23 protein-coding genes and 1 riboswitch are annotated in these 22,833 nt (G+C 62.3%); of the genes, 6 read left to right on the top strand and 17 right to left on the bottom strand.

Going from position 1 to position 22,833, the window contains the following annotated elements:
- Window positions 1–69: 69 nt before the first annotated feature.
- The 5 genes from ACZ5WT_RS02875 to ACZ5WT_RS02895 all read right to left on the bottom strand — a co-directional run bounded on the left by ACZ5WT_RS02875 (window position 70) and on the right by ACZ5WT_RS02895 (window position 6,162).
- On the bottom strand, window positions 70–1,302 hold the full coding sequence (locus tag ACZ5WT_RS02875; protein WP_464285886.1) for a P22 phage major capsid protein family protein: 1,233 nt from the start codon (window positions 1,300–1,302) through the stop codon (window positions 70–72).
- Between the two features lie 12 nt (window positions 1,303–1,314).
- The gene (locus tag ACZ5WT_RS02880) at window positions 1,315–2,124 is read right to left on the bottom strand and encodes a hypothetical protein (RefSeq protein WP_464285887.1); all 810 of its coding nucleotides are present in this window, start codon (window positions 2,122–2,124) and stop codon (window positions 1,315–1,317) included.
- A gap of 75 nt (window positions 2,125–2,199) precedes the next feature.
- Entirely contained in the window at window positions 2,200–4,191 is a 1,992-nt protein-coding gene (locus ACZ5WT_RS02885) for a portal protein (protein WP_464285888.1), read from the bottom strand.
- A complete protein-coding gene (locus ACZ5WT_RS02890; protein WP_464285889.1) occupies window positions 4,188–5,768 on the bottom strand; it encodes a hypothetical protein in 1,581 nt (526 codons plus the stop codon). The genes ACZ5WT_RS02885 and ACZ5WT_RS02890 overlap by 4 nt, the downstream gene beginning before the upstream one ends.
- Window positions 5,743–6,162 (bottom strand): hypothetical protein, encoded by a 420-nt coding sequence (locus tag ACZ5WT_RS02895; RefSeq protein WP_464285890.1) that lies wholly within the window; start codon window positions 6,160–6,162, stop codon window positions 5,743–5,745. Before ACZ5WT_RS02895 ends, ACZ5WT_RS02890 begins: the two co-directional genes overlap by 26 nt.
- A gap of 243 nt (window positions 6,163–6,405) precedes the next feature.
- Here ACZ5WT_RS02895 and ACZ5WT_RS02900 point away from each other — a divergent pair, with 243 nt between their 5' ends.
- Entirely contained in the window at window positions 6,406–6,666 is a 261-nt protein-coding gene (locus ACZ5WT_RS02900) for a hypothetical protein (protein WP_464285891.1), read from the top strand.
- Between the two features lie 469 nt (window positions 6,667–7,135).
- On the opposite strand, the gene ACZ5WT_RS02905 is transcribed toward ACZ5WT_RS02900, so the two are convergent.
- The 10 genes from ACZ5WT_RS02905 to ACZ5WT_RS02950 all read right to left on the bottom strand — a co-directional run bounded on the left by ACZ5WT_RS02905 (window position 7,136) and on the right by ACZ5WT_RS02950 (window position 14,910).
- Window positions 7,136–7,789 (bottom strand): NYN domain-containing protein, encoded by a 654-nt coding sequence (locus ACZ5WT_RS02905; protein WP_464285892.1) that lies wholly within the window; start codon window positions 7,787–7,789, stop codon window positions 7,136–7,138.
- Between the two features lie 431 nt (window positions 7,790–8,220).
- Entirely contained in the window at window positions 8,221–8,532 is a 312-nt protein-coding gene (locus ACZ5WT_RS02910; RefSeq protein ID WP_464285893.1) for a hypothetical protein, read from the bottom strand.
- 192 nt (window positions 8,533–8,724) lie between these two features.
- The gene (locus ACZ5WT_RS02915) at window positions 8,725–9,324 is read right to left on the bottom strand and encodes a transcription termination/antitermination NusG family protein (RefSeq protein WP_464285894.1); all 600 of its coding nucleotides are present in this window, start codon (window positions 9,322–9,324) and stop codon (window positions 8,725–8,727) included.
- Between the two features lie 392 nt (window positions 9,325–9,716).
- The gene (locus tag ACZ5WT_RS02920; protein WP_464285895.1) at window positions 9,717–9,908 is read right to left on the bottom strand and encodes a hypothetical protein; all 192 of its coding nucleotides are present in this window, start codon (window positions 9,906–9,908) and stop codon (window positions 9,717–9,719) included.
- Window positions 9,905–10,096: a hypothetical protein gene (locus ACZ5WT_RS02925; protein WP_464285896.1), complete on the bottom strand. Its 192-nt coding sequence runs from the start codon at window positions 10,094–10,096 to the stop codon at window positions 9,905–9,907. The genes ACZ5WT_RS02920 and ACZ5WT_RS02925 overlap by 4 nt, the downstream gene beginning before the upstream one ends.
- Complete coding sequence (locus ACZ5WT_RS02930) at window positions 10,093–10,464, bottom strand: hypothetical protein (RefSeq protein WP_464285897.1); 372 nt, start codon at window positions 10,462–10,464, stop codon at window positions 10,093–10,095. Before ACZ5WT_RS02930 ends, ACZ5WT_RS02925 begins: the two co-directional genes overlap by 4 nt.
- A gap of 405 nt (window positions 10,465–10,869) precedes the next feature.
- A complete protein-coding gene (locus tag ACZ5WT_RS02935; RefSeq protein WP_464285898.1) occupies window positions 10,870–12,303 on the bottom strand; it encodes a caspase family protein in 1,434 nt (477 codons plus the stop codon).
- A 277-nt stretch (window positions 12,304–12,580) separates the two neighbouring features.
- Entirely contained in the window at window positions 12,581–13,381 is an 801-nt protein-coding gene (locus ACZ5WT_RS02940) for a PhzF family phenazine biosynthesis protein (RefSeq protein ID WP_464285899.1), read from the bottom strand.
- 123 nt (window positions 13,382–13,504) lie between these two features.
- Complete coding sequence (locus ACZ5WT_RS02945) at window positions 13,505–14,104, bottom strand: dihydrofolate reductase family protein (RefSeq protein WP_464285900.1); 600 nt, start codon at window positions 14,102–14,104, stop codon at window positions 13,505–13,507.
- Window positions 14,101–14,910 (bottom strand): metalloregulator ArsR/SmtB family transcription factor, encoded by an 810-nt coding sequence (locus tag ACZ5WT_RS02950; protein ID WP_464285901.1) that lies wholly within the window; start codon window positions 14,908–14,910, stop codon window positions 14,101–14,103. The genes ACZ5WT_RS02945 and ACZ5WT_RS02950 overlap by 4 nt, the downstream gene beginning before the upstream one ends.
- A 76-nt stretch (window positions 14,911–14,986) precedes the next feature.
- A riboswitch (cobalamin riboswitch) is annotated at window positions 14,987–15,197 on the top strand.
- Between the two features lie 157 nt (window positions 15,198–15,354).
- Here ACZ5WT_RS02950 and ACZ5WT_RS02955 point away from each other — a divergent pair.
- Genes ACZ5WT_RS02955 through ACZ5WT_RS02970 form a run of 4 tightly spaced genes read left to right on the top strand, consistent with a single transcriptional unit; the run spans window position 15,355 to window position 19,326 of the window.
- Window positions 15,355–16,383 (top strand): LLM class flavin-dependent oxidoreductase, encoded by a 1,029-nt coding sequence (locus tag ACZ5WT_RS02955; RefSeq protein ID WP_464285902.1) that lies wholly within the window; start codon window positions 15,355–15,357, stop codon window positions 16,381–16,383.
- Window positions 16,380–17,375: an ABC transporter substrate-binding protein gene (locus tag ACZ5WT_RS02960; RefSeq protein WP_464285903.1), complete on the top strand. Its 996-nt coding sequence runs from the start codon at window positions 16,380–16,382 to the stop codon at window positions 17,373–17,375. Before ACZ5WT_RS02955 ends, ACZ5WT_RS02960 begins: the two co-directional genes overlap by 4 nt.
- Before the next feature lie 11 nt (window positions 17,376–17,386).
- A complete protein-coding gene (locus ACZ5WT_RS02965) occupies window positions 17,387–18,556 on the top strand; it encodes a FecCD family ABC transporter permease (protein ID WP_464285904.1) in 1,170 nt (389 codons plus the stop codon).
- Entirely contained in the window at window positions 18,553–19,326 is a 774-nt protein-coding gene (locus ACZ5WT_RS02970) for an ABC transporter ATP-binding protein (RefSeq protein WP_464285905.1), read from the top strand. The genes ACZ5WT_RS02965 and ACZ5WT_RS02970 overlap by 4 nt, the downstream gene beginning before the upstream one ends.
- Before the next feature lie 3 nt (window positions 19,327–19,329).
- On the opposite strand, the gene ACZ5WT_RS02975 is transcribed toward ACZ5WT_RS02970, so the two are convergent.
- Window positions 19,330–20,187 carry a division plane positioning ATPase MipZ gene (locus ACZ5WT_RS02975; protein ID WP_464285906.1) on the bottom strand — a complete coding sequence of 286 codons (858 nt, stop codon included), beginning with the start codon at window positions 20,185–20,187 and terminating at the stop codon, window positions 19,330–19,332.
- A gap of 310 nt (window positions 20,188–20,497) precedes the next feature.
- Between ACZ5WT_RS02975 and ACZ5WT_RS02980 the strand changes: the two genes are divergently transcribed.
- Window positions 20,498–21,448: a nucleoside hydrolase gene (locus tag ACZ5WT_RS02980; protein ID WP_464285907.1), complete on the top strand. Its 951-nt coding sequence runs from the start codon at window positions 20,498–20,500 to the stop codon at window positions 21,446–21,448.
- Window positions 21,449–21,551: 103 nt separating this feature from the next.
- Here ACZ5WT_RS02980 and ACZ5WT_RS02985 read toward each other — a convergent pair whose 3' ends face one another.
- Window positions 21,552–22,727 carry an aminotransferase class V-fold PLP-dependent enzyme gene (locus ACZ5WT_RS02985; RefSeq protein WP_464285908.1) on the bottom strand — a complete coding sequence of 392 codons (1,176 nt, stop codon included), beginning with the start codon at window positions 22,725–22,727 and terminating at the stop codon, window positions 21,552–21,554.
- Window positions 22,728–22,833: the final 106 nt, after the last annotated feature.

Consider the following 22,833-nt stretch of genomic DNA (forward strand, 5'->3'; position numbering starts at 1 on the left):
CTGCCCTCACATGAAAATGCCGGGGGCGCGAGGCTCCCGGCACATGTCTGGTAACGCTGAGGTTGCGGATTAGCCGGTGAGGCGCATCGCCATGTGCGGGTAGACCGCGACCACATCGAACAGCATATCGAGGCGGCAGTTTTCCTTGAGGGTATTGCCATCCACCCACTTGGAGATCGACAGAGACACCTTGTTGCCGCTCATGGTCTCGGTGGCCAGGCCTTCGCCAGAAGGGATTTCCAGCGGGCGGGTCACCAGAGTGAAGGCGCTCGGATGGAACAGCAGGGACTGCGGGTAAGCGGTCTGCTTGGTGCCGCTCTTCACCGTGATATCGGCGTCGTCGGCCGGGACCGCGGTGACAGTCTGGTACGCACCATCAGCGATGATCGGCGGGCTGATGGTGAGCGTTGCCGGTCCGGTGGTGGCGCCGGAGTTGGCGTCGGCCTTCACGACGAACGTCTGCAGGCGACCGGTGCTTTCCTTCGAGATCGGGTTGACCGCGTAGACGCCGGCAATCGTGAAGATGTCGCCCTTCTTGAGAACGCCAGTGGTGCTGGCCGTCCAGCCGTCAGTGATCAGGCTCTGCTGCCAGGTGTCCTTGACGGACAGATACGTGACGTTCTGGTTCGCGCCGTTCACCTTCGGCGTGCCGCCCCAGTTGCCAGTGGTGTGGCGGGGAATATGCACGCTGGTGAAGTTGTCGAAACCGGCATAACGGCCGATCTTGGCTTCTTCAAAGGCCGTCTTGGCCGTGCCCTGGACGTAGACGTTCTTGAGACCATCAGCCAGCTCAAGCGAGGTATCAGGGTTGTGGACGGCCTTGCGGCCGCTCTGCGGGATGGCCGCGTAGGTCATCGTCGCACCCGGCGCGCCGAGAGACTTGAAGGTCGCCGGCAGAGTGCCGGGGGTCCCTTCGAACCAGTAGACGTCGGAGTAGAGGCTCGCGATGGCGGATTCGATGCGATCCTTGAGCTTGATGACAGCGGGCTCAATATAGCGCTCGCGCATCTTTTCGACGGACAGAACCCGGTCCTTCGGATCGATCGAGAACTTGATGGTCTCGGTCTTCTTCAGCGTGACGGGGGTTTTGCCTTCGATGATGTCCTCGTTGTAGTTCGTGACATCGAGGTTATCGGACTGGCCCTGGAACCGGACGGGCTTGCGGGCCATGACCGTATCGCCGACCTTGGCGAATTCCTTCGAATAGTCAGTCGAGACGAGGTTGCCGAGAACGAGATCGTTCTCAAGGTGCGCGAGCGTGTCTCGCAGCACCAGACTGGTAGTTACGTGGACGTTTGCCATGTTGGCTGTTCCTTACTTGTCCACCATCGCGGCCCGGTATTCGTCGTAGGACATCTTCGAGGGATCAGGCTTCGCGCCTGCGCCCTTCGTCCCAAGAGTTTCCACCGGGGGCGGTGCTGAACTGATTTTGCGGGGTTTGGGCGCGAGTTCGGCCTCGATACGGCCGATTTCACGTCCCTGCTGGTGCGGCGTCATTGCCGCGAACTGACGAGCGCGCGGGAGGTCTTTGGCGAGCACATAGGCCACGTCTGCCGCCATGTCGGATTCGAGCAGGGCATTGGCGACGGCGGGGGTGAAGACGTCGCCCGGAACTGCGCTGATGACCTGACCGAAGTCGGGATAGCGGGTTTCGGCATCTTCACGGGAGGCATTCCACTTCTCGGCGGCGGCCGTTTCGGCTTCGGCGCGGGCAGTGGTTGCCTCGTGTTTGGCCTCGTCTCCACGGGCTGCTTTCGCTGCCCATTTCGCGCGGTCGGCTTCGAATTCGTCGGGGTCCTTGTAGTCGGCACGCTTGGGCGCCGGGGCTTCAAGGGATGCAAGCCGCTTTTCAGCAGCCTGGGCGCGCCGTTCCGCATCATTGCGGGCGCGGGTCAGCTCAGCGATGCGCTCGCTGGCCGGTTTGCGATTGGGCTTCTTGCCCTTCTCGCCTTCGCCGTCCTTTTCGCCCTGATCATCGGCTTTCGCCGTATCAAGGGCGGCGGGGTCGACTTCATCGCCCGGAATTTCGCCTTCGGGCGCTGGCGTAGCTGCTGCATTTTCGACGGCAACAGGCGTCGTATCCTCGACCGCTGCGGCGGCAAGGGCGTTCGGCTCGGTGGTCATGGTAGGCTCCAACAAAGAGCCGCCACCCTTGCGGATAGCGGCGCATCAACAGCGGAATGCTGCGACGATGGGGGGCTAGAACTGCGGCTGTTGTGGCTGCGCGGCTCTAAACTCGGCGTCTGTGGCGGTCTTGGCCGCGCTCAGAAGCAAGGTGTTGTCCTGGTGCTGGTGAGCATGGGCCGCGTTGTCGGCCTCGATCTCGACCTTGACTGGTGCAAGTTGGGTTTCGACGCCAATCTGCTCGGCCTTGGCGACGTTGAGCATGGCGGCCGACTTGTCCTTCTCGATCTTGGCTTCCTCGGCCTCGGTTGCCAGGCGGGCCATGGCTTCCTGCATCGGATCGGGCTGCGGCTGCTGCGCTTGGAGCGCTTCCTCGTCGCCAGTGATCTGCGGCGGGATGGTGCGCTTGAGACGTTCCGCGATTTCCTTGGCACCGGGCCAGTCCATTGCCTTGACGATGAGATCGCCAGCAACCTGCCACAGAGCGGGGTTCGCCTGAGTGGCGGCCATCATGCTCTCGCGGGCTTCTTCGCGCTGGGTGGAGAACGATGGCCCGGCCGTGACACGGACATCGAAGCGGCCGACCGACAGGTCATTGAGGACTGTCTCGACATACTGCTCGGTATCGAACGCCGGCTGGTTGACCTGCGCATATTCAGGCTCGGCTTCTTCCTTGCCGATAATGCGCACGGTGCGCGGCGCGTCGTAAATGCGCGGGATCAGGTCGACCATGATGTCCCCTGCCCGCTTGATGGCCGCTTTGAAGTTGTCGAAGTAGTGGAACGAGCCGACGTCGCCTTCACGCTGGCGAGCAAGTATGGCGCGGCCGCTGGTTTCGTTCGACTTGGCGCCGAGCGAGGCGTCGTAAATGCCCGTGGTGGCCTTCATGTCTTCGTTGGCGATCTGGGCTTCCTGCCAAAGCGCAGTGCTGGCTTGGGGAGGAGGCTCTCGTTTCGGGCCACCTGGGACCAACGGATCCGGGTTGAACGGAACCCACTGACGCGGGCTTGTGTTCATGGTGTTCCATTCTTTTTCCCAGCCCTTGACCATCGTTGGGGTGGCGAAGAATGGAGCGCGCGGCTGCTGCCCGATAAGCTCCGACTGGCTGGAGCGGTAGTAGTTGTACATCCGCTGCGGATCCTTGAGCCAGCGAATGAGCCCATGGCGAACGATGCTCTCATCCAACGGAATTTCGGTGCCGATGGCGGGGACGATGGGAATGTGCTTCCCGGCCCAGTCGTTCGGGCCCGACAGGATCTCAGAGCCCGATACGATGTACTGCTTGATCCGGTAGTCGGTGAAGGTGCGCTCCTGCTGGATGGGCAGGAACTTGCGGTCAGCCTTGCGAACATCGGTGATATCGACGGTCGAGCCATCCAGCATCAGGGCGAGCGTGCGGTCGTACGGCTCCTTATGCCAAAACTCGGCCACGCGAATACTGTCATCCGTGCGCCAGAACAGCGATGAGCCCTGATCGAAGTGCGGGAAGTCCGTTTCGCTGGCCTTGGGATAGCGCTTCTTGAACACGCGGCGCGGCATCAGCTCGGTGACGAAGCAATGCAGGGCATCCGAGCGGTCGATCGTGACCGCGGCACTGTCCCAGACCACGGCCAGCGGGTTGATGATGCGCTCGACGACAATCTCCTGGTCGCTCACGCTGTCTTGCGCATAGCGGGTGTTGATGCGGAAATGGCCGATACCGATGCCAGCCGAGCACTCAAACGCGTGGGCATAGGCCTGCGTGGCGCCGGAGGCGTATTCGATCTGGCGGATCAGGCCTTCGAAGATTTCGGCCTTCTCGATGTCGCCCTCATCATCGACCGGCAGCACGTTGATCGAGGTGGGGTTGAGGCGCATGTCGCCGGTCACCTGACGGACGAACTGGCCCACGCGGTTAATCGTAACCATTGGCCGGCGAGCAGCCTCTCGTTCGGCGCGGGCGCGCTCGTCCCACTGGTCGCCAGCGAGGAAGCGGAGATCGTCGTAGCTCGCGTCTCGGTTGGCCTCGTCGGCCTTCCAGTCCTCGTTGAATAGCTCGAGGATTTCGGCGTGTTCTAGTTTGGTCATGCCCAAGCTGAGCCTCCGCCTAGTCCTGCATTCAGATCGAGAGCTGGGGTGTTTTCGTTCACCGGCTCCGCAAAGGTCAGTGCAACGGCGTCCCACTCGTCTGGGGAACGCATGCCGCGCTTGCGCATGGATTCTTTGCTTTCGATCAGGAGATAGCTGTTCGAATTGTAGTGGTAGCCGGGTGCGCAGGCGTCGGCCTGCAGGCTGTCATTGTCGGGGATGTCTGCGCCGCCCGGCTCACCGAGCCAGTCGCGCGACCGCATCCACATTTCTGCCCGGCGGTTAAAGGGTCCTGGACGTTCCTCGCCGCTCGGCAGGATCATGATGGACTGCTGCGGGGTGCCAGAGAAGTCGATGGGCACCACCACCTTGCGAGGGTCAGTCGCGCCGTACTCCCAAGCATAGCCCCACGACTTCAAGAGGTCATAGACACCAGCGCCGACGCCGCCAACGTCGATAAAGACGCGGGCGGGTTTGTCGTTATCGATCACCTGCTTTAGCCAGTTCGCACCGGCCACCACATCGATCTTGCCCTTGCTCTGAAGCTTCTGGACCTTTCGGCCCTTGCGCCAAGCCAGCGAGAACCGGTCATTGCCGAAGCGCGCCGGGTCTGCGCCGATGATCAGCGGCCCGATGGCGTCCAGCTCGGCCTTGCGAGCGGCCATGACGCCCTCTGGCTTGATGAAGCTGTCATGGCCGGTCATCTGGAAGGCTTCGGCCGCGGTCGCAGGGTATTCCTGCTTGAACAGTAGCGGGTCCTTGAGTTCCGCCAGTTTGGCGCGGCGCCATGCCATTTGTTCATCATCGAGGCCGTAGGCGGCTTGGTATTCGGCCTCCTCGGCGTCAGCTACGAAGCCAGCGGCCGGGCGTCGGTACTCGTCCTGCCAGAACCAGGGGATGAACACGGCAATATAGTCGCCAATGCCCGCCTCTGCCTGCTGCCAGCGCTCGTGGAACTCGCCCCCTACACCGTTGGCGGTGCTCTCTAGGATGATCTCGGTTCCGGGCAAATCCGGTATGGCCTGGACGACGCCGGCGAAATGCGTTGGTGCGTTCGGCCAGAATGCCACCTCAGAGCCGTGGAAGAGCTGGACGGTTTGGGAGCGCCCTACTGCCTTTGAGCCTGCCGTGCCAACCTTGTATCCGCTTTCGAGGCGGTCAAAGAACAGCTCCTTGGCATTCGCCGCGCCGGTCGATGGCTTGACCAGTGCCGGGCAATGCTCGTGGTAGCGCTCCACCATCCCGAATAGGTTGTCAGTCGCCTCGGCCTCATGTGTGAGAATGAAGCAACGCAGACCCTTGTTGTGCGAGGTGCGGTGATAGAAGCGCCCGCCGATGTAAGTCGAGATCCCCTGCTGCCGCCCTTTAAGCACGAGCGCCCGAACCTTGCCGGTCGCCTCGCGCTGCGCCTCCAGCCTGCCGTGCAAGTAGAGCTGCGCCTGATTAAGCATGAACGGCTCGATTGCGCCGCTCTTGGATCTAATTTTGAGGGCCTTGCCGCTGTAGTGCGGATAGTCGTCGCGCAGCCGGCGCCGAATAGCCTTCTCGCGTTCACTCAGTTGCTGCGGGGGCATCATCGAGTGCGTCGAGCGCATCCTCATGAGACAGGGTGAGTGAACCGCTCAACTCAACCGCCTTCATGTCGCGCCAGCGACCCGGCTGACGGTTTTTGAGCCAATTGAGGGCAGCGCTGGCATCGCCGGGGATGAAGGTCATCAGCTTGATAACCTCGTGCTCGCCATTGGGGCGCTTCACCACCTTTTCGATCTGGACGTGTTCGCCGGTTGCCCGCTTGTAGAAGCTGTCAGCAACGTTGGCGTCCGCTGCGACCTTGCCGGCATTCACTGCCTCGCGAAAAGCGGAGTTGTCGGCCTGCCAGCGATAAAACGTGCTGACATGGACGCCGAAGAACTCGGCCATTTCCTCATTGGTCATGCCCAGTAGCGCGAGCTTGCGCGCTTGGTCATTCATGCTGGGATCGTACTCGCTATCCCGACCGGGGCCGGGAACTGGAAGCTCGGCCATTACACGGGCATCCAATGATCACGGATGCGGACGAAGGTCTGCCCGTCTGGATGGGTGACGGTTGGCAGCACCAGCGCTGCGAGGCGGCGAAGAATGCGGGTCATTGGCAAATCCATTCCTGCCAGCCGGTGGAGGCTTGGCACTTGGCGATATGTTTGTTCTAGTGCGGGCCAAATGGGGGGCCCTAGCATGATCAACAAGATCGAGGCTGACATCAGACTTGCCAAACGCCTGCTTAGCGACCCGGACAAACTTGCACCCTGCGCAAGCATGGCCGTGGAGGACATCCACTTGTTCGTCCAAAGGCTGCTGCGTTCGGTGAGCGACAACTTAGAGTTGATCGGGGTAGCTGTTAAACCCGGCGTTGGCGTCGAAGCCCGCTGGCTCCACGTGGCGGGTGGCCCAGATAGCCACGTCACTCAAATGATGCCGATCGTTCATTCGCTCTAACCCTGGTTGTTATGCCAAGGGCTGGGGAATGGGGTTGCCTGAAGGCCAGAACTGCGAGCCCAAAAAAACAAAAACTGCTTCATTCACGCCTGCTTGGCGGGATGGAGGAGTGGGCCTTGCGGCATCGCGACGCAGCGTGTATGGAGGATTTAGGACGCCCATTGTCGCCTATCATCATCGCACCCGCACAATCCTATATGCGGGTCGTAATGGTGCGAACCCGCGAGCGGGCAGGCTTAAACCTGCCCTACTCAAGGAGATGACTATGGTCGTTTGTCACTGGCCTAAGTCGGTGCACGTGTCTTGTTACACGCGCTACCGCTTGGGGCGCTTGGAGTTCGTTCGCGAACACTGCCGCTCGTATCCGTCGTAATGCCCTGGCCGGCTTAGCGGATAGCAACTAGATGATGGGCGTCCACAATCTACAGTGCACGGATTGATTAGCTGATCAATCCTTAATTTTTTGTTGCTACGAAAGCACGAAGTCTGCGTGAGCCTTGAGCTCTCGCCGAGCACCTCGATGTCCCATGGTGCACAGCATCACTTTAACACCCTCGCGGCGAACGAACTTGAACGCAGGAACGAAATCGCTGTCGCCAGTCACTACCGCTACCGCCCTAACTGTGTCCCGGAGCGCCAGGCGCGCCATGTCCAAACCAATACGAATGTCGACGCCCTTCTGATTGATATCCAGAGCGAAGTCGCCGTCGGTTAGCTCCCTTGGAGCGTTCATCAGTTGTTTCGCCTTTTTAGGCTTTATTTTCCAATGGAATGGCGTAAGGCGCGTTTCGCCCATCCGCAACGCGAAGCGATGTTTCAATTCGAGTTGATCGTACAAGCTTTGAGCATGCCGCGCTCTGTCTGTTGTGGCAAGCGCATACTCTCCACCGGAGACGGGCAGTTGCACGGTCTCTAGTGAAGGAGGCGCATCGTAATAGTAAATACGAAGCAGCTCGTAGTTCTTAAAGACATCGAAGGCTGCAATCTCATCACATAGCGCGACAATATCATCAGCCGTGGGCGGCTGACCGAGCTTCTCTTGGAGCTTTCTGGTGACAAACCCACCGTCTAGCAGGATGGCATATCGAGCTTGTATCATTCTATAAAAACGGAACCAGCCCATCCAAGCACCACGATCGCAGTACTTATAGGATGAGCTGGCTCGCCGTTTATATCTTTGCTGACACTGTCAGCGTGCGTGTCTCGTAGGACGACTAGACCGGCATGTCAACGATTCTGATCGGTGATGCGCAAGGCCGCGCCTCCCTATCGAGTCTTAACCACCTTGCGCCCTAGTGGTTTCAAATGTGGTAATTTTTTTGCCCCGCTCATTGTTTGGGCAGCGATGACAGCCACGAATGGGCGACCTGCTGGGAGAGATTGAGGCGTGCCGAGCATTATCCGGACCATAGCTCAGAGCTTCGCGGCCTTCCGGCAAGCTGCTCCGACGCCTCAAACTGGATACCCCAATTGGGGGATGCCTGTTTGTCGAGTTGCGGGGTTTTCCCGTAACCGGAGAAACAGGCCGAGCGCCGATGCGCCCGACCGTCAGTGTCAGGCCAGACAGCGGCCCGGGTCGAAATGCAGACGCGAGCTGGCAAAGTCGGGCGCTTTCAGCGCGGGGATAGCACAGGGGCCAGCGGCTTCGCCCTCGTCGCCGCCGGGACTAGGCGCGGCAAGCGACTGGACGGCCAGGACGTCGATCGCACAGGCCGGAGCGGCCGGAGCGACGTCGTAGGTGACGGAAGCGGTCTGGGCAGGGGCGAGCATACAGATATCGGGCGCGGGGTCAGCCATGGCGACGGGCGCGAACGCCAGCGCGGCCAGACAGAGCAGCGCCGCGCCAATGAAGGAGCGGATACGCATGTGGACCTCATGAGGGGGTTGATGGTTGCCGGCTTTTCCGTGGATGCGTACCGGCGCGCATAAAAAAAGCCGCTCCAGTCTCCTGGGCGGCTTCTGAATTCTGGGCGCAAAAAAGAAAGCGCCGAACTGGTGGGTTGGCTGGGTCCGACCGGCGAGAACCGCTACAGAACATCGGATCATCCAACGCAGAATCTACGCTGCTTTGCGCGGAGCGTCAACCAATTCCAAGTTATCGATGTCGGTGAACTCCACAGGCATTTCGCGGTCTTCCATCTGCACCACGGCCTTGATGGTCCCCTTCTTCGTCACCGATAGAATGCGGGCAAGGATGCGCTCGGCGCCGCTGATGGGCGCGGTGATGTAGCGGCCCGGCTGCATTCCCCCGATCTTGGCCCGGTGCTGCGCCTGCCGCACGTCCAGCCTGCCCTTGCGCATCTCGCGGCGCACCGCCTTGGTGTCCTGGTCCTCGTGCCGCATGGAGCGCTGCGCCCGCATGATCGCGGCGACATTCTCCCGCGGCATCTTGTAGGCGTGGCCGTCGATGTAGAGCACGCCCTTCACGCCCTGGCACTTGCGCAGAGCATACCAGTTCACCGGACCCGGGAAGCGCATGAACACATAGCCCACGAGCAGCGGCCGGCGTTTCACCAGCGGCTCGCCTGTACGGTGGTGGCGGCGCACCCGGGCGAGGCGCGGCATGTGGGCCCGGAAGCCTGCGCGCCGGATCTCGGCAACCGCCTTGCGTTCGCAATTCGGATTGCACTGCACGATGTACCAGTTGTCATTGCCCATTGTGTTGCCCCTTGGTCTAGTTGGTGGTGGTCAGATGGCGAGAACGGCAACGAGCAGGAACCAGCCCCACCCATCCACGCCCGAATAAGCAAGGAAGGCGGCTGCGCCGATCCCAACTGCTATGGCCGCCCATTTGATCGTTGCGCTCATTGTCCTGCCCTATCCTTCTTGGGTGGGGAGTGGGGAACGGAGGGCGCGCTCTAGTTCACCGTGCCGAGGCCATTCGATGGCGACAGCCCTGCCCGTCACTACGTCCCACGCAGAGCGCAGTCGGACGCGCAGCCCGAAACTGTATGGCTCCGGCACTGCGCGCACCCACGAGCCATCGGGCAGTCCGGCTTGGGTGTCCGGCTTCCCGATCATGTCCGAAAGTCGGAATACACCTTTGGAATTCATACTGATCTCCTCTGCGCCATGAACTGGCGGAACTCGGTTTCTGTGGTTTGCAGCAAGGCCAGCGTGAGAATGGTGGCCTCGGCTGCGTGAAGGTCTGGCATCAGCTCTGGTTCGGTTTGAACCTGCCGCTCGAGCTGGTCCCGGTGCCGGGTGGCGGCGGCGATCTGGTGGGAGAGCGGGACTTTCATTTGGTGTGCTCTGCTGCGACGGCTTCGCAAAGGTCGTGGAAGCGAAGGACTGATGGGCGGCGCTCGATCAGGCTTTCGCGCACCACGCGCCGGGCAACTGCTGCTAGCTCGGCGTCTGCCTTGCGCTGCTTGCCCACCTTCGTCTTGTGGCGTTCGGCTGCGAGGTACTGGGAGCGGTCCTTGCTCATGCTGCACCCGCCGTCCGCCAGTCTGGCTGCTCAGCCAGCTCCATGGCCCGCTTCACCTCTGCGCGGTCGAAGTACCAGCCGCGCGAGCCGTTGCGATCACTCGCAGGCAATGTGTCTACCCGGCGAAGCCTCAGGATCGCATTCCAGGCGGGCGAACCCGCGGCGACGAACTGGCGGCTATCGACCGCTGTCTGGGTCTTCAGGAAGCCCTCAAACCGGCGCTGGGTGATGTAGCGGTTGGCGTGGACTGGTCGATAATCTGGGTGCCCGGCGCAGTAGGCTTTGAACGCCGGCAAGGACGCTGTGGCTTGCCCCTGCTCGTCGGGAGACAGCGCTTCGAACGCTTTTGACGCGTCGAGCTTCGACATCAGGCTATCGGTTGGGTAGCCTGCCCAAAAACTTTCAAAGGCCTCGGTGTACGAATGCCGCTTCTTCTGCGGCTTCGGACGAGCGGTAGCGATATCTACTTCTGTTGCTGGTTGATGGTTAGTGGTTAGTTTTTCAGCGGAAGAACCGGCCGGTTCTGGCTTCTGTTGATTTTGCTGGTCTTTTTGCGCGAGCCCGTGAGGCGGCAGTAAGACATGGCCGAAATGGGGTGGGAAGCGGACTGTCCGCTCCTGGATGAAACGGAGCCCTAGGAGACATAAGAGGTGCTTGCCTAGTCACAACGAAAGTGCTCGGTCATTTGGTGCACCCAACCAGCTGCCCAACGACAAAAATGCTCATCCAGCCGAGCAAACGATGCCTCAGATCGACGGATCCCCCGTTGCCAATTAATCCTTATCGTCCGATAGGCGCTTGGCTATCGCGTTGACGTGATCTTGGATCGACTTAGTCAACCCGTCGCAGATTTTCTTGACCACGTGATCCACGGATTGGTTCCACTCCAGCTTATACCATCGCCGAACAGCCTCAGTTCCGGATGTGCTGAATTTCTCCCAATCCGTTCTTGGATGAAGCGTAACAAGTTCGAACAAATAGCAATGATCGAGGCTGGGCGCGCAACTTAGGACAAGCTTCAGTTGCTGGAGGGAGCGATACTTAGGCGTCAACGAGACACATAGCTGTGCACGGTCTAGCGAACAGTTCAAAGAAAGGGTGTATTCCTCGGTCCATTCGGGGTTTATCGCCATCGTAAGGGCAGACAAACCTAAGTCCCATGGCGATGCCCTTTTCTTGACGCGATCAATCTCGGCGGTCACAAGTCGATCAGGACGGCTCTCCCGAGCTAAAACGCGGATCATGAACTCCTCCGCAGTCGGTTCGTCGTAGTAACTGTGCTCGGAAACATCCTTTTCGAATAGTCCGGAGAAGCTGCTCGCATCGAACGTGGCGAGCACCCCGTCAAATATCTGGCCAACCAACGCATTTGCGCCCTCTGGCGATGTCATCCGTTCTTCGGCCCTTTCCAGCAGCTCCTCAAATGTCGGTGTAGCTGGGGGTTCGATAGGTACCGGCGATGCGTGATCAATAGCTATCGAAGTCGAACTGCCCCATTCCTTCGCAAGGCGTTCTTTGAAACCTGCCAAAATAGCTGCATCCGATACCAAGGCCTCTCGCCCGGTGCCTTGATTGAAGAAAAATGGCGTCTGATCGTCATTCTCCAGGAAATCGTCACGGAGCGTATTGGCAATGTCGGAGTAGTAAACCGTCCCTTCGGTCTTTCGTACGCTCGCCTCCAGAAAAGCCCTCGTAAAAGCACTTAACTGCTCGCCGCCCCAAGAAGTCTGATCATCCTTCGAAGAGGAGAATTGCAGAATGTTGCGCAAGCCCTCCTTGACGACGGGATGCGTAGTTCTTTGGGTCTTAACAAGCAACGCACCAGAATAACAGGCGTCGATCACCTTCACGAGCAGCTTGGGCGCGGCAGGTCGTAGCAAGTTCAGCACCTCGGTATGTGACACTCCAGTCTCGTTGGGCCTCCCCCCGTCAAAAGTAGTGCCGCAATAGAAGAGGTCGCCGCCGATCTGAGCTCCGTGTCCAGAGAAGTAGAAGAATATCTCCTCATACTCGCCAGTAGGCAAAAGAGTGGTGCGCAGTAGGTCACGCATGGCGTCTGAATCGACGTCTGTCCGCGCGTAGACATTGTCGAAACGCCCAGTGGCCTCGACAAGGGCGGTCATGGCCTTCACGTCTTCGGCACAGCACGCCAGATCGTCCTCTTGTTCATAAGCCGCATTTCCAATCAGAATGGCTATCGATGTCAAATTACTCTCCGGACGCCGACAAGGTCGAAGAAGTACTTCAACCTGCCGGCACACGAGAGCGCAAGCTTGTATGGCCGAGCAGAAGCGACGAACTCTCCTGAATGCTTCTTTGAGAGGCGTGAAACAACGTGTCGCGGATCTGCCCTGATATGCAAGTGGATGAAGCAGGTCCGCTCTTAGGCGCTGGTGTCTCTAGGGAAAACGCCCGCAATGGGGTCGGAAGCGGCCTCATTGCTCACCCGGTCCTTGCCCACAATGCGGACGAAGCGGCTTCTGGTCAGCGGGCGTCCGGCAGGGAAATGGTCGCTGTCATGAAGGTCACGGCATTGCCCGCCAGCTGGACGCTCTCGTTCATCAACTCGCAGTCCAGCCACCCGCCGCGCGCAGAAGCTTGAAAGGCCATCAGCCTGTCACGGCCCAACTTCGTACCCCAATAGGGCACCAGCGTTGCATGTATGGACCCTGTAACCTGATCTTCCGGAATACCGGCTCCGGGTGCAAAATAGCGCGAGACGAAATCTGCCGGTTCCCCGCTGGCCTCCACTCCCGTCACCACGAGACCGACCGAACCAAGCTTCCCGATTGCGTTTAGGTCAGGCACGAAGGTGCGGACGGCCTCTGCACTGCCGAGGTCCGCAAATATGTTCTCGAAATTTCGGAAAATACTGACGGGTGGCTCAGAAAAAATGTCCGCTATTTCCGGCGGCAGACGCTCGATGGGCTCAGGGTCCAGCCGGGGAATGTCGAGGCGGTAGCCCCTCTCTGCTTTTGATACCCTCAGCTCACCGACACGGGTATGAAAGACAAGATCGGAATCCGCTTTGTGTTGGGTGAAAAGTATATGCGCCGTTGCCAGTGTGGCATGACCGCAGAAATCAACCTCATGAGCAGGGGCGAACCAGCGCAAATCCCACGCTCCGTCCGGGCGTCGTTTGGCAAAGGCAGTCTCGGCAAGGTTGTTCTCCTGCGAAATCGCCAGCATCAGATCGTCCGGCAGCCATTTCTCGAGCACGAGAACGGCGGCGGGATTGCCCCCAAAAAGTTGATCGGTAAAGGCATCGACCTGGTACATGCGCATGGAAAAACCTCACCCTGGACTGCGTCTCCACACCTTATAGCGAGAAACAGCGACCGGCGGCCATGGACCGCCAGCAGAGGAAACCGCTTATGTTCGGCACGAACACCAACCCCTGACCCGGCCTTACCTGACCCGATCATAAATCAGGGCGAGTTCCCCCTGTTTGCCGGCATCGCTGCGCGTCAGGGCCCATTTGCCGCCGGGGAGCCCGTCTTCGAATAGCCGTTCGCCGCTTCCGGCGATTTCGGGGCAGATCATGAGGTAGAGCCGGTCCATCATATCGGCGGCGAGCAGCGCCTTGATAATGCTGGCGCTGCTATTGACCAGAATATCGCCCTCGCCCTGCTGCTTGAGGTCCGCAATCACCTCGGCGGCCGGGGCATTGACCAGTCTGGTCCGCGCCCAGGGGCTGGTTTTCAGCGTCGACGAGAACACCACCTTGTCGACGCCCACCAGCCACTTGGCAAAGTTGCGATCGCGCGGGTCGGCCTGTTCATTATCGGCTATGGTTGGCCAAAAGCCCAAAAACCCTTCGGCATTGGTCCGTCCCAGCACCGCCGTCGTGGCATTCTCCCAGATGCGGGTCATGTGATCCCGCGCCGTGTCCGTGATCGCATAGGGCACGATCTGGCTGAGGTCGGTGGCGCCACCCGGGCCGTTATAGCGCCCATCGAGGGTGAGGCTCAGATTGGCGGTCACGCGGCGGCCATTCAGCTTGGTCATTTCGATGCTCCTGTTCCTGCGACTGCGGCCTGCAACTGGTCAAGGACCTGGTTCCAGCCTGTTTCTATGCCGGCGATGAAAGGCAGTGCCTCCACCGTCGTCTCGGTGATGGTCATGCCCAGCTGCATCAGACTTTGGCCGGGGGCGACTTCGCTCAACGACAGGTCGTAATGCGCCGTGAACGCCGCCCCGCCCGCCGCGTCAAGCACGGTGAGGTCAAACACCAGCCGGTTGGGCGCTTCGGCCAGCACGACCTGCCCTTCGGAGCGATGGTGTTCCCCTGCCCCTTCATAGTCGAGCACGACGCGCCCCTCCGGCCGGGGCTCGATCAGGCAGCGGATAGCCTTGAGCGATGGCGGCGCCCACCAGCCTGCCAACAGGTCAGGATCGATCCAATGCTGCCACACGCGATCAGCCGCGTGCGGCATGGTGCGTTCGAAGACAAAGCTGCGCCCATCGGCCCAGCGGTCCCTGTCGGCCTCTGTGGCGTCGGCCTGGATGGCCGCCCAATAGCGTTCGACGATGTCCCGCGCCCCACGATGCGTTTCCGCCGTTGCCAGCAGCTCGTCCAGCCCGCCGCGCACTGCCAACAGGGGTCCGGTTTCGATGGCATAGACCCGGCGCTGGCCGAGCGGAAACACCGTTGCCAGCCCCGCCTGCGCGAGGGTCTGCAGGTGCTTTGTCGCCTGCGGCTGCCGCAGTCCTGTGATCTCGACGATTTCTCCAACCGAGCGCGGCCGCTCGGCCAGCAGCTCGAGAATGCGCCATCGTGCGTCGTCACCAAAGGCAGTCGCTATCTGTTTCATTCATATATATTCACAAAACAGAATATTCCTGTCAATGAATATAATTCACCCATCTTGCCCTCCCCGCCCCATCATGCGAAGAGACCAGTGCTTTGGTTCCGCCATGACGCGCGGATTAAAAGGGAACACGGTGCGGACTACCCATCAGGGGCCAATACCGTGGCTGCCCTCGCAACTGTAAGCGGCAAGCCTTTCGCAGCAAGCCACTGGATCCCCCGGGATCCGGGAAGGTAGCGAAGGGCGTTTGAGCCGCGAGCCAGGAGACCTGCCCAGGCAACACCATGAAGTCGGGCGAGGTGTCCCGGCAGGGGGCAGGCAATGAACACGCCAGAATGCTGCGCGCGAACACGAGTCACTGCATCCACGAACAGGGATGCACGGCCGGATGCGGTTTGACGCCCAGGACTTTTCTCTTTCGACACACGATCTGATCGGGCTCTCGTCATGAGGGTCGATATCGCCGGGTTTACCCGCGGCGCGAAGTCGCTCGATCACCGGGCCGTCCTTGCCTATTGCGCCCGCATGGACGCGCTGGGCTATGACGGCATCTGGTTCAACGAGTTCCACTTCCAGCAGCCGCCCGATCCCTATCCCTCGACGCTCCTTTTGGCGGCAAGCATTTTTGCGCGCACCGAGCGGATGCGGGTCGGCACCTCGATTGTGGTGCTGCCGCTCTATCATCCGTTCCTGCTGGCCGAGCAGGTCGCGCAACTGCATTGGCAGAGCAGCGGACGGTTTGATTTCGGCATTGGCCGGGGCACCTTCCCTGCCACGTTGCAGGCGCTGGGGATCGACGCTGCACAGTCGCGAGACCTCTTCGAGCAATCCTTCGCCCTGATGCAATCGGCCTGGCACGGGCCAACCCTTGTGCCCGAAAACAGCGTCTGGCCCCCTTCCAGCCATGCCGTCGGCCCGCTGCTGGCGCCGGGCGAAACCGTGCCGGTCTACCTGGCCGGATCCACGCCCGAAACCATCCGCCTCAGCGTCAGCCACCGGCTGCCCCTGCTGCTCAGCCTTGAACCCTCCGAGCAGCGCCAGCTTGGCGTCTATGACGACCTGACCGGCAATACGAGCGGCCGTTACCCCGCCGACTTTTCGATCTCGCGCTACGTCACCATCGCACCCACGCGGCAGGTGGCGCTTGCTGCTGTCGATGCCCTGCTGCCCCGGCTTTATGAACGGCGGCGGCGCTACGCCATTGCCCAGAACCGGCCGCTCGACACCATCAAGCCCATCGACCCCGCTGTTTTCCTCACCCAGCAGATGATCGCCGGCAGCCCCGGCGATTGCCTGGAGCAGCTCCTCGCCCTGCGCGCCGCGACCGGCATCGACAGCATCCGCCTGATCTTCAACTGCAACGGCGAAATTGCCGACGACGAGGCGGAAGCCATGTCGACCCTGTTCGGGCACGAAGTGCTGCCCGCCCTCCAAGCCCTTCCCCCGATCTCAAGCGAACCAAAGGACACGCCATGACCACTATTCTCTCACGCAGTATCAGGCTCGGCAGCGCACTGGCGCTCGGCGCGCTCCTGCTGGCCGCGCCCACCTCGGCGCAGACCTTCCCGGTCACCGACGACAATTGCGGCGTCGCCACCGTTTATGACGCCGCCCCGCAGCGCGCCGTGACGCTTTCCAACAACGCCACCGAACTGATGCTGGCGCTGGGCCTCGAAGGGCAGATGGCTGGCACCTCCTACATGGCCAATCTCAAGATCAGCCCGGCCTATGCCGATGCCTATGCGACCATTCCGGTCCTCTCCCCGCTGGTCGCCACCACCGAGGAACTGCTCGATGCCGAGGCGGACTTTGTCTATGCCGGCTATCCCGACGGCTTCAGCGAGTCCCGCCACACCCGCGACCAGCTGCACGATCTGGGCATGCAGACGCGCCTCAATGTCGAGGGCTGCAATCTCGGCAGCTTCGGCTTCAATGAACTCTTCGCCGAAATCCGCTCGGTCGCCACGATCTTCGGCGTCGCCGAGCGCGGCGAGACGGTTGTCGAGAGCCTTTCCGCCCGCCTCGATGCAGTCAAGACGGCGCTCGAAGGCACCGAGCCACTCTCGGTCTTCATCTACAATGGCGGCGAGTCCGCACCCAATGGCGTGCTGGGCAATACCCTGCTCTCGCAGGCCGTGGCCGCTGCCGGTGGCGACAACATCTTTGCCGATGTGGCCAAGCGCTATGGCGAAGTGAGCTGGGAGCAGGTGGCCGAGCGGGAGCCCGACTTCATCGTGGTCTTCTATTCCGGCACCGCCGGCGGCCAGGTCGTTGCCGATCCCGATACCGAACTCGGCCAGGCCCGCATTGCGACGCTCAAGGCCACCCCGGCCATCGCCAACGTCCCCGCCATTCTCAACGACCGCTTCATCCTCATCGATTCCGTGCAGGGCCAGCCCGGCCCCAGCACCGTCGATGCGGTCGAGCGCCTGGCCCGCGCCTTCCACCCGCAAGCCTTCGCCGAATAGAGCCCGACCCCATGAACCTGCGATCAGACCTCACCCCGCCCATCGACCAAAGCCGGCTGCTCGCCGTGCTGCGGTCGAGCAGGGCCGACCATGCGGCGGCCCAGCCCGCCGCAGGCCCGGTGCCGCCATTGCGGCAGGCCTCGCGCCTGTCCTATGGCGCGGCGATGGTGATGCTGGTCGCAATCCTGCTCGTTCTGGCAATGGCCGGGCTGATGTTCGGCTCGGTGCATGTGCCCGCGCCCACCGCGCTCGGGGTGCTGGTCAACGGCCTCTCCGGCGCCGAAATCGTGCCCGCCACCTGGCGCGGCGTCTATGACACGATCATTCTCGAAACCCGCATGCCGCGGGTCATCCTCGCCGGCATTGTCGGAGCCACCCTGGCCGCGACCGGCATGACCATCCAGGCCATCGTGCGCAATCCCCTCGCCGGTCCCAGCATATTGGGCGTCTCATCCGGCGCGGCCACCGGCGCGGTCATCGTCATGCGCTGGGGCCTGCTCAGCCTTGGGGCCTTCACGCTCTATTTCTCGGCCTTTGCCGGCGCGCTGGTCACGCTGATCATTGTCTTCTGGGTGGCCCGAACCGGCGGCCAGATGACGCCGACCCGGCTGGTCCTCGCCGGCATCGCCATGAGCTCGGTTCTGAGTGCCGCCACCAGCCTTCTGGTCCTGACCTCGCCCGATCCGCAACTGGCCGCTCGCGTGCTGTTCTGGACCCTGGGCGGTTTCGGCTCGGCGCAGTGGAAGCTGCTGCCTCTGCCTGTCGCCGCGCTGGTGATCGGGCTGGGCATCATGCTGGTGCAGGCCCGCCGGCTCAACCTGCTGATGGCGGGCGACGAAAGCGCCGCCGCCCTCGGGCTCAACATCCACCGCTTCCGGCAGGCCATGTTCGTGCTCACCGCCGCGCTGACTGGGGTCATGGTCGCGGTCTCGGGCGTAATCGGCTTTGTCGGGCTCATCGTGCCCCATATCGTGCGCTTCCTGATCGGCGCCGACCACCGCCGCGCCCTGCCCGCCGTGGCGCTGGTGGGCGCCAGCTTCACCATCGGTGCGGACCTTGTGGCGCGCAGCGTCATTTCCCCGCTCGAGCTGCCGGTTGGCATCATCACTGCGCTGGTGGGCGGCCCCTTCTTCATCTGGCTGCTGCGCCGCGATGCCAAAACCGGGGAGCGCCGCTCATGAGCATCGAACCGGGCAGTCTCAGCCTCAACAATGTCAGCTTTGCCGCCGGCGGCCGGACGCTGGTTCGCGACATTTCCCTCGACGTGAAGCCCGGCGAGATGGTCGGCCTGCTCGGCCCCAATGGCGCCGGCAAGTCATCGCTGCTGCGCACCATCTATCGCACCAACCGCCCCTCGTCCGGGCAGGTGCTGGTCAATGGCAAGGATGTCTGGCAGCAATCGGCCAACTGGGCGGCCCGTCATGTCGGCGCGGTCCTGCAGGACATGCCGGCCGATTTTCCGCTGACGGTGCAGGACGTCGTCGCCATGGGCCGCGCGGCACACAAGCGCCTGCTCGAGCCCGACACCGCCCACGACCGGGCCCTGATCGAAGCGGCAATCGAGCTGCTGCAGCTGGTCCCGTTCCGCGACCGCCTGTTCCGCACCCTGTCGGGCGGCGAGCGCCAGCGCGTGCTGGTGGCGCGGGCACTCGTACAGCAGCCGGCCGTGCTGGTGCTCGACGAGCCGACCAACCACCTCGATATCCACCATCAGCTGCAGCTGCTGCGCTTCGTGCGGGGCCTCGGCATCACCGTGATCGCGGCCCTGCACGATCTCAACCTCGCAGCCATGTTCTGCGACCGGCTCTGCCTGCTCGATCAGGGCGAGATGGCGGCGCTGGGAACGCCCGAGCAGGTGCTGACCGAGCACAACCTCGCCAGCATCTTCCGCATCACCGCCACGCTGACGCGCAACCCGGCCACCGATACGATCTGGGTCATGCCCGCCTGACGGCTAGGCCGAAGCCAGCATCGGCTCGGCCGCATCGCCCGGCGCGCTGCGCGGCGGCAGCGCCAGCGCGGCGACCAGGCTTCGATATTCCTGCCGCGCATTGATGTGCGACATCGAGGGCGCCCCGCCAAGTAGATCGGCTTCCAGCGGGTCGAACACCGTCATCCCCACCGGGAACAGCGAGCGGAAGATCACGCGCTCCGCAATGCCATCGGCCACCCGGCAGCCTAGCCGCGCGGCTACCCGCTCGATCGTGCTTTGCACCTGGCTGGCATTGCGCGAGCCGAGATTGGAAATACGGTTGCGCACCAGCACCCAGTCGATGCCCTGCCCGGTGCTCGCCTGCCGGTCAGCCCGCGCGCGCTGCACATTGCGCGAATAGGGGCTGGTGGCGATCGGCTCCCCGCTCACCGGATCGACCCGCGCCAGCACGTCCAGATCGATCATGCTGTCATTGATCGGGGTCACCAGCGTATCGGCGACCGAATGGGCCAGCCGCGCCAGGTTGCCGTCAAAGCCGGGCGTATCGATGACGATATAGTCCACCTCGTCGCGCAGCTCGCGCATGGCCTTGGTGAAGATATCGAGTTCGGCGCGCTGGTTCTCGCTGATCGAGTCCCCCCAGGCCGTCGGCAGGTGGACATGCTTAGGCATCGGCACCTGCCGCCCGGTGGTGTCCACCGTGCTGCGGCGGTTGCGGACATAGCGCGTCAACGTCTGCTGGCGGCTATCGACGTCCACCGTCGCCACCCGGTAGCCCTGATGCAGCAGGTAGACGGCAAGGTGCAGGGCCGTGGTCGACTTGCCCGAGCCACCCTTTTCATTGCCCACAGCAATGATGTGCGCGCCGGTTTGCACCATGTCCGTCTCTCCAAATCAGGGTTCGATCCCTAAGATCCATCAAGTGACGACATGGTTAACAAAGCCCTAAGACCGGCCAACGCGCCCGCCCTATCCCCCGCCTTGCGGCACAGCGCCAGGCCCACTCCGCCACACGCTCTTGTGCCCGCCCGGCCCCGCGCCGTGGCTTGACGGGCCGCGCTCATCTGTGGTTGCTGCCTGCCACCGCGCCAAGGCGCGAACTTCCCATCATAGACCCCTCTAAAGGCACCTGTGCCGTGCTTCCGTGAAGGAGACAGCACATGCCGCGCCGCGAATTGAAAGAAATCCGATGAAGGTCATCTTTGACACCGATCCGGGCATCGACGATGCCATGGCGCTGCTTTACCTGAGCAAGCTGCCGGAGATCGATCTGCTTGGCATCACCACCGTCGTGGGCAATGCCAATATTGAAACCACCACCCGCAACGCCCTGTTCCTGCGCCAGCAGTTCGGCCTGACCGCGCCCGTCATTCGTGGCGCCGGCGTCACGCTCGATGGCGTCGCCAAGGACGAACCCGTTGCCGTACACGGCCACAATGGCCTTGGCGATATCGACATTCCCCATGTCGACGAGACCGGTCTGCTGGAAGGCGAAGCCAGCCAGTTCATCATCGATACGCTGCGCGCCCATCCGGGCGAGGTGACCATTATCGCCGTCGGCCGCATGACCAACCTGGCGCTGGCCCTGCGGCAGGACCCTGAAGTGGCCAGCCTGGCCAAGCAGGTCGTGATCATGGGCGGCGCTTTCGGCTATCAGGGCCGCAGCGGCAACATCACCCCGGCTGCCGAAGCCAACATCCATGGCGACCCGGTTGCCGCCGACGAAATCTTCGCCGCCGACTGGAAAGTCGTCGTCGTCGGGCTGGACGTCACCCATGACGTGGTCCTCGACACCGACTACCTCGCAACCCTCGCCGCCGAAGTCGGCGAGAATGGCGAATTGCTCCGCCAGATGTCGGATCACTATGCCCTGTTCTACAATGCCGTGATGGGCATCGAGGGCGTCGTCGGTCATGACCTGCTGGCCGTGACCTATGTGCTCAAGCCCGAATGGTTCGAAACCCGCAGCGGTCCGATCTGCGTGGTCCGCGATGGCATCGCCGTCGGCCAGACCATCCAGATGCCCGACACCCGCACCGGTGGTCACCCGCACTGGGCTGGCCGGCCCTCCCATGTCGTCTGCACCACGGTCGACAGCGTCGCGGCGCTCGACCACTACCGCCGTACCGTCGCGGCCTGACCTCTCGCGATCCGGCCACCACCGGCCGGATCGCCTTTCCCTCGAAGAAATCTGCAAGAAATCCGTCAGCATGCTGCACGTCTGTGCTGGCATGCCTCGGCACTCACAGCCCGAACTGTTCGCTCAAGGCGCGCACCAGCAAATCGGCCTGTGCGCTGGTGTTATAGCCCTGGATCGACACCCGAACGATGGACCGGCCACCCCAGTGCAGCACGGGAATTTCGATCCCGTAGCGTTCAAGCAATTCATCATGAAATGCGACGGTATCTGCAATCGGCGGCACCGGCATCGCCACCATCTGCGGCGCCGTGAATTCCCGGCTCGACAGCGGCGGCAGGCCGGTCAGCCTGGCCATACGGGTCGCGGTTTCCCAGGCCAGATCGGCACAATCGGCCATCACGCTGGTCCAGTCATGCTGGCGGCGGAACGCCAGCGCCGACGGCACCGCCAGCCAGGCCGAAGGGTCTCGCGTGCCATAGAATTCCACCCCGTCGATGAAAGGCGTGCTGCCGAGCGGGCCGGAAACGCCCGGCTCCTTGGCGTCAAGCGTCCAGCCATGACTGATGACTAAGGGATTGAGCAGGCTCTGCATTTCTGGGCGCGCATAGAGAAACGCCGACCCCTTGGGCGCCATCAGCCACTTGTGGCAATTGCCCGAATAGAAGTCGGCGCCAAGCGCATCGAGATCGAGCGGGACATGACCCGGCGCATGCGCTCCATCGATGATGGTGATGATGCCGCGCCGCCGCGCCTCGGCCACTAGCCGCTCGATGGGAAACAGCAACGCCGTCGGCGAAGTGATATGGCTGAGAAACAGCACCCGCGTACGCGACGTCATCCCGGCGACCATGGCGTCATAGAACGCCCCCTCGTCGACCAGCGGGAGCGGGATCGTTACGAAGACTACCTTGGCGCCGCTGCGCCGCGCCACATAGGCCCAGGTCTTGTCGAGCGCCGCATATTCGTGGTCGCAGGTCAGGATTTCGTCGCCCTCGCGCAGGTCAAGCGACTGCGCCACCACATTGAGGCCGGAGGTCGCATTGATCACCGCCGCGATATTGGTCGAGGCAGTGCCCAGTTCGGCGCTGAGCGCCTCGCGGGCCACGGTCATGCGCGCGGCCCGTTCGCGCCCCAGAAAGGCCACCGGCTGGCTCTCCAGCTCCAACTGGATCTGCTGATAATCCGCGAAGACCGGACGCGGGCAGGCTCCGTACGAACCATGGTTAAGGAAAGTCACATCCTCGCGGATGAGGAACTGGGAGGCCAGATTTCCAGTCATTTCTACGCGCTTCCTGCGGTGAGTCGGAAACACCGCGGAACGGCGATGCCCGGTAAAGCTGGCGGGAACCGCGCCATCTGCCAAGTGCAGAAATTGAAATTCGGAC

It is taken from the genome of Devosia sp. T2-14 (genome assembly GCF_055397495.1).

Coding starts and splice junctions, on each gene's coding strand:
- ACZ5WT_RS02875 (WP_464285886.1), bottom strand. CDS start 1,302: ATGGCAAACGTCCACGTAACTACCAGTCTGGTGCTGCGAGACACGCTC.
- ACZ5WT_RS02880 (WP_464285887.1), bottom strand. CDS start 2,124: ATGACCACCGAGCCGAACGCCCTTGCCGCCGCAGCGGTCGAGGATACG.
- ACZ5WT_RS02885 (WP_464285888.1), bottom strand. CDS start 4,191: ATGACCAAACTAGAACACGCCGAAATCCTCGAGCTATTCAACGAGGAC.
- ACZ5WT_RS02890 (WP_464285889.1), bottom strand. CDS start 5,768: ATGATGCCCCCGCAGCAACTGAGTGAACGCGAGAAGGCTATTCGGCGC.
- ACZ5WT_RS02895 (WP_464285890.1), bottom strand. CDS start 6,162: ATGAATGACCAAGCGCGCAAGCTCGCGCTACTGGGCATGACCAATGAG.
- ACZ5WT_RS02900 (WP_464285891.1), top strand. CDS start 6,406: ATGATCAACAAGATCGAGGCTGACATCAGACTTGCCAAACGCCTGCTT.
- ACZ5WT_RS02905 (WP_464285892.1), bottom strand. CDS start 7,789: ATGGGCTGGTTCCGTTTTTATAGAATGATACAAGCTCGATATGCCATC.
- ACZ5WT_RS02910 (WP_464285893.1), bottom strand. CDS start 8,532: ATGCGTATCCGCTCCTTCATTGGCGCGGCGCTGCTCTGTCTGGCCGCG.
- ACZ5WT_RS02915 (WP_464285894.1), bottom strand. CDS start 9,324: ATGGGCAATGACAACTGGTACATCGTGCAGTGCAATCCGAATTGCGAA.
- ACZ5WT_RS02920 (WP_464285895.1), bottom strand. CDS start 9,908: ATGAAAGTCCCGCTCTCCCACCAGATCGCCGCCGCCACCCGGCACCGG.
- ACZ5WT_RS02925 (WP_464285896.1), bottom strand. CDS start 10,096: ATGAGCAAGGACCGCTCCCAGTACCTCGCAGCCGAACGCCACAAGACG.
- ACZ5WT_RS02930 (WP_464285897.1), bottom strand. CDS start 10,464: ATGTCGAAGCTCGACGCGTCAAAAGCGTTCGAAGCGCTGTCTCCCGAC.
- ACZ5WT_RS02940 (WP_464285899.1), bottom strand. CDS start 13,381: ATGCGCATGTACCAGGTCGATGCCTTTACCGATCAACTTTTTGGGGGC.
- ACZ5WT_RS02945 (WP_464285900.1), bottom strand. CDS start 14,104: ATGACCAAGCTGAATGGCCGCCGCGTGACCGCCAATCTGAGCCTCACC.
- ACZ5WT_RS02950 (WP_464285901.1), bottom strand. CDS start 14,910: ATGAAACAGATAGCGACTGCCTTTGGTGACGACGCACGATGGCGCATT.
- ACZ5WT_RS02955 (WP_464285902.1), top strand. CDS start 15,355: ATGAGGGTCGATATCGCCGGGTTTACCCGCGGCGCGAAGTCGCTCGAT.
- ACZ5WT_RS02960 (WP_464285903.1), top strand. CDS start 16,380: ATGACCACTATTCTCTCACGCAGTATCAGGCTCGGCAGCGCACTGGCG.
- ACZ5WT_RS02965 (WP_464285904.1), top strand. CDS start 17,387: ATGAACCTGCGATCAGACCTCACCCCGCCCATCGACCAAAGCCGGCTG.
- ACZ5WT_RS02970 (WP_464285905.1), top strand. CDS start 18,553: ATGAGCATCGAACCGGGCAGTCTCAGCCTCAACAATGTCAGCTTTGCC.
- ACZ5WT_RS02975 (WP_464285906.1), bottom strand. CDS start 20,187: ATGGTGCAAACCGGCGCGCACATCATTGCTGTGGGCAATGAAAAGGGT.
- ACZ5WT_RS02980 (WP_464285907.1), top strand. CDS start 20,498: ATGAAGGTCATCTTTGACACCGATCCGGGCATCGACGATGCCATGGCG.
- ACZ5WT_RS02985 (WP_464285908.1), bottom strand. CDS start 22,727: ATGACTGGAAATCTGGCCTCCCAGTTCCTCATCCGCGAGGATGTGACT.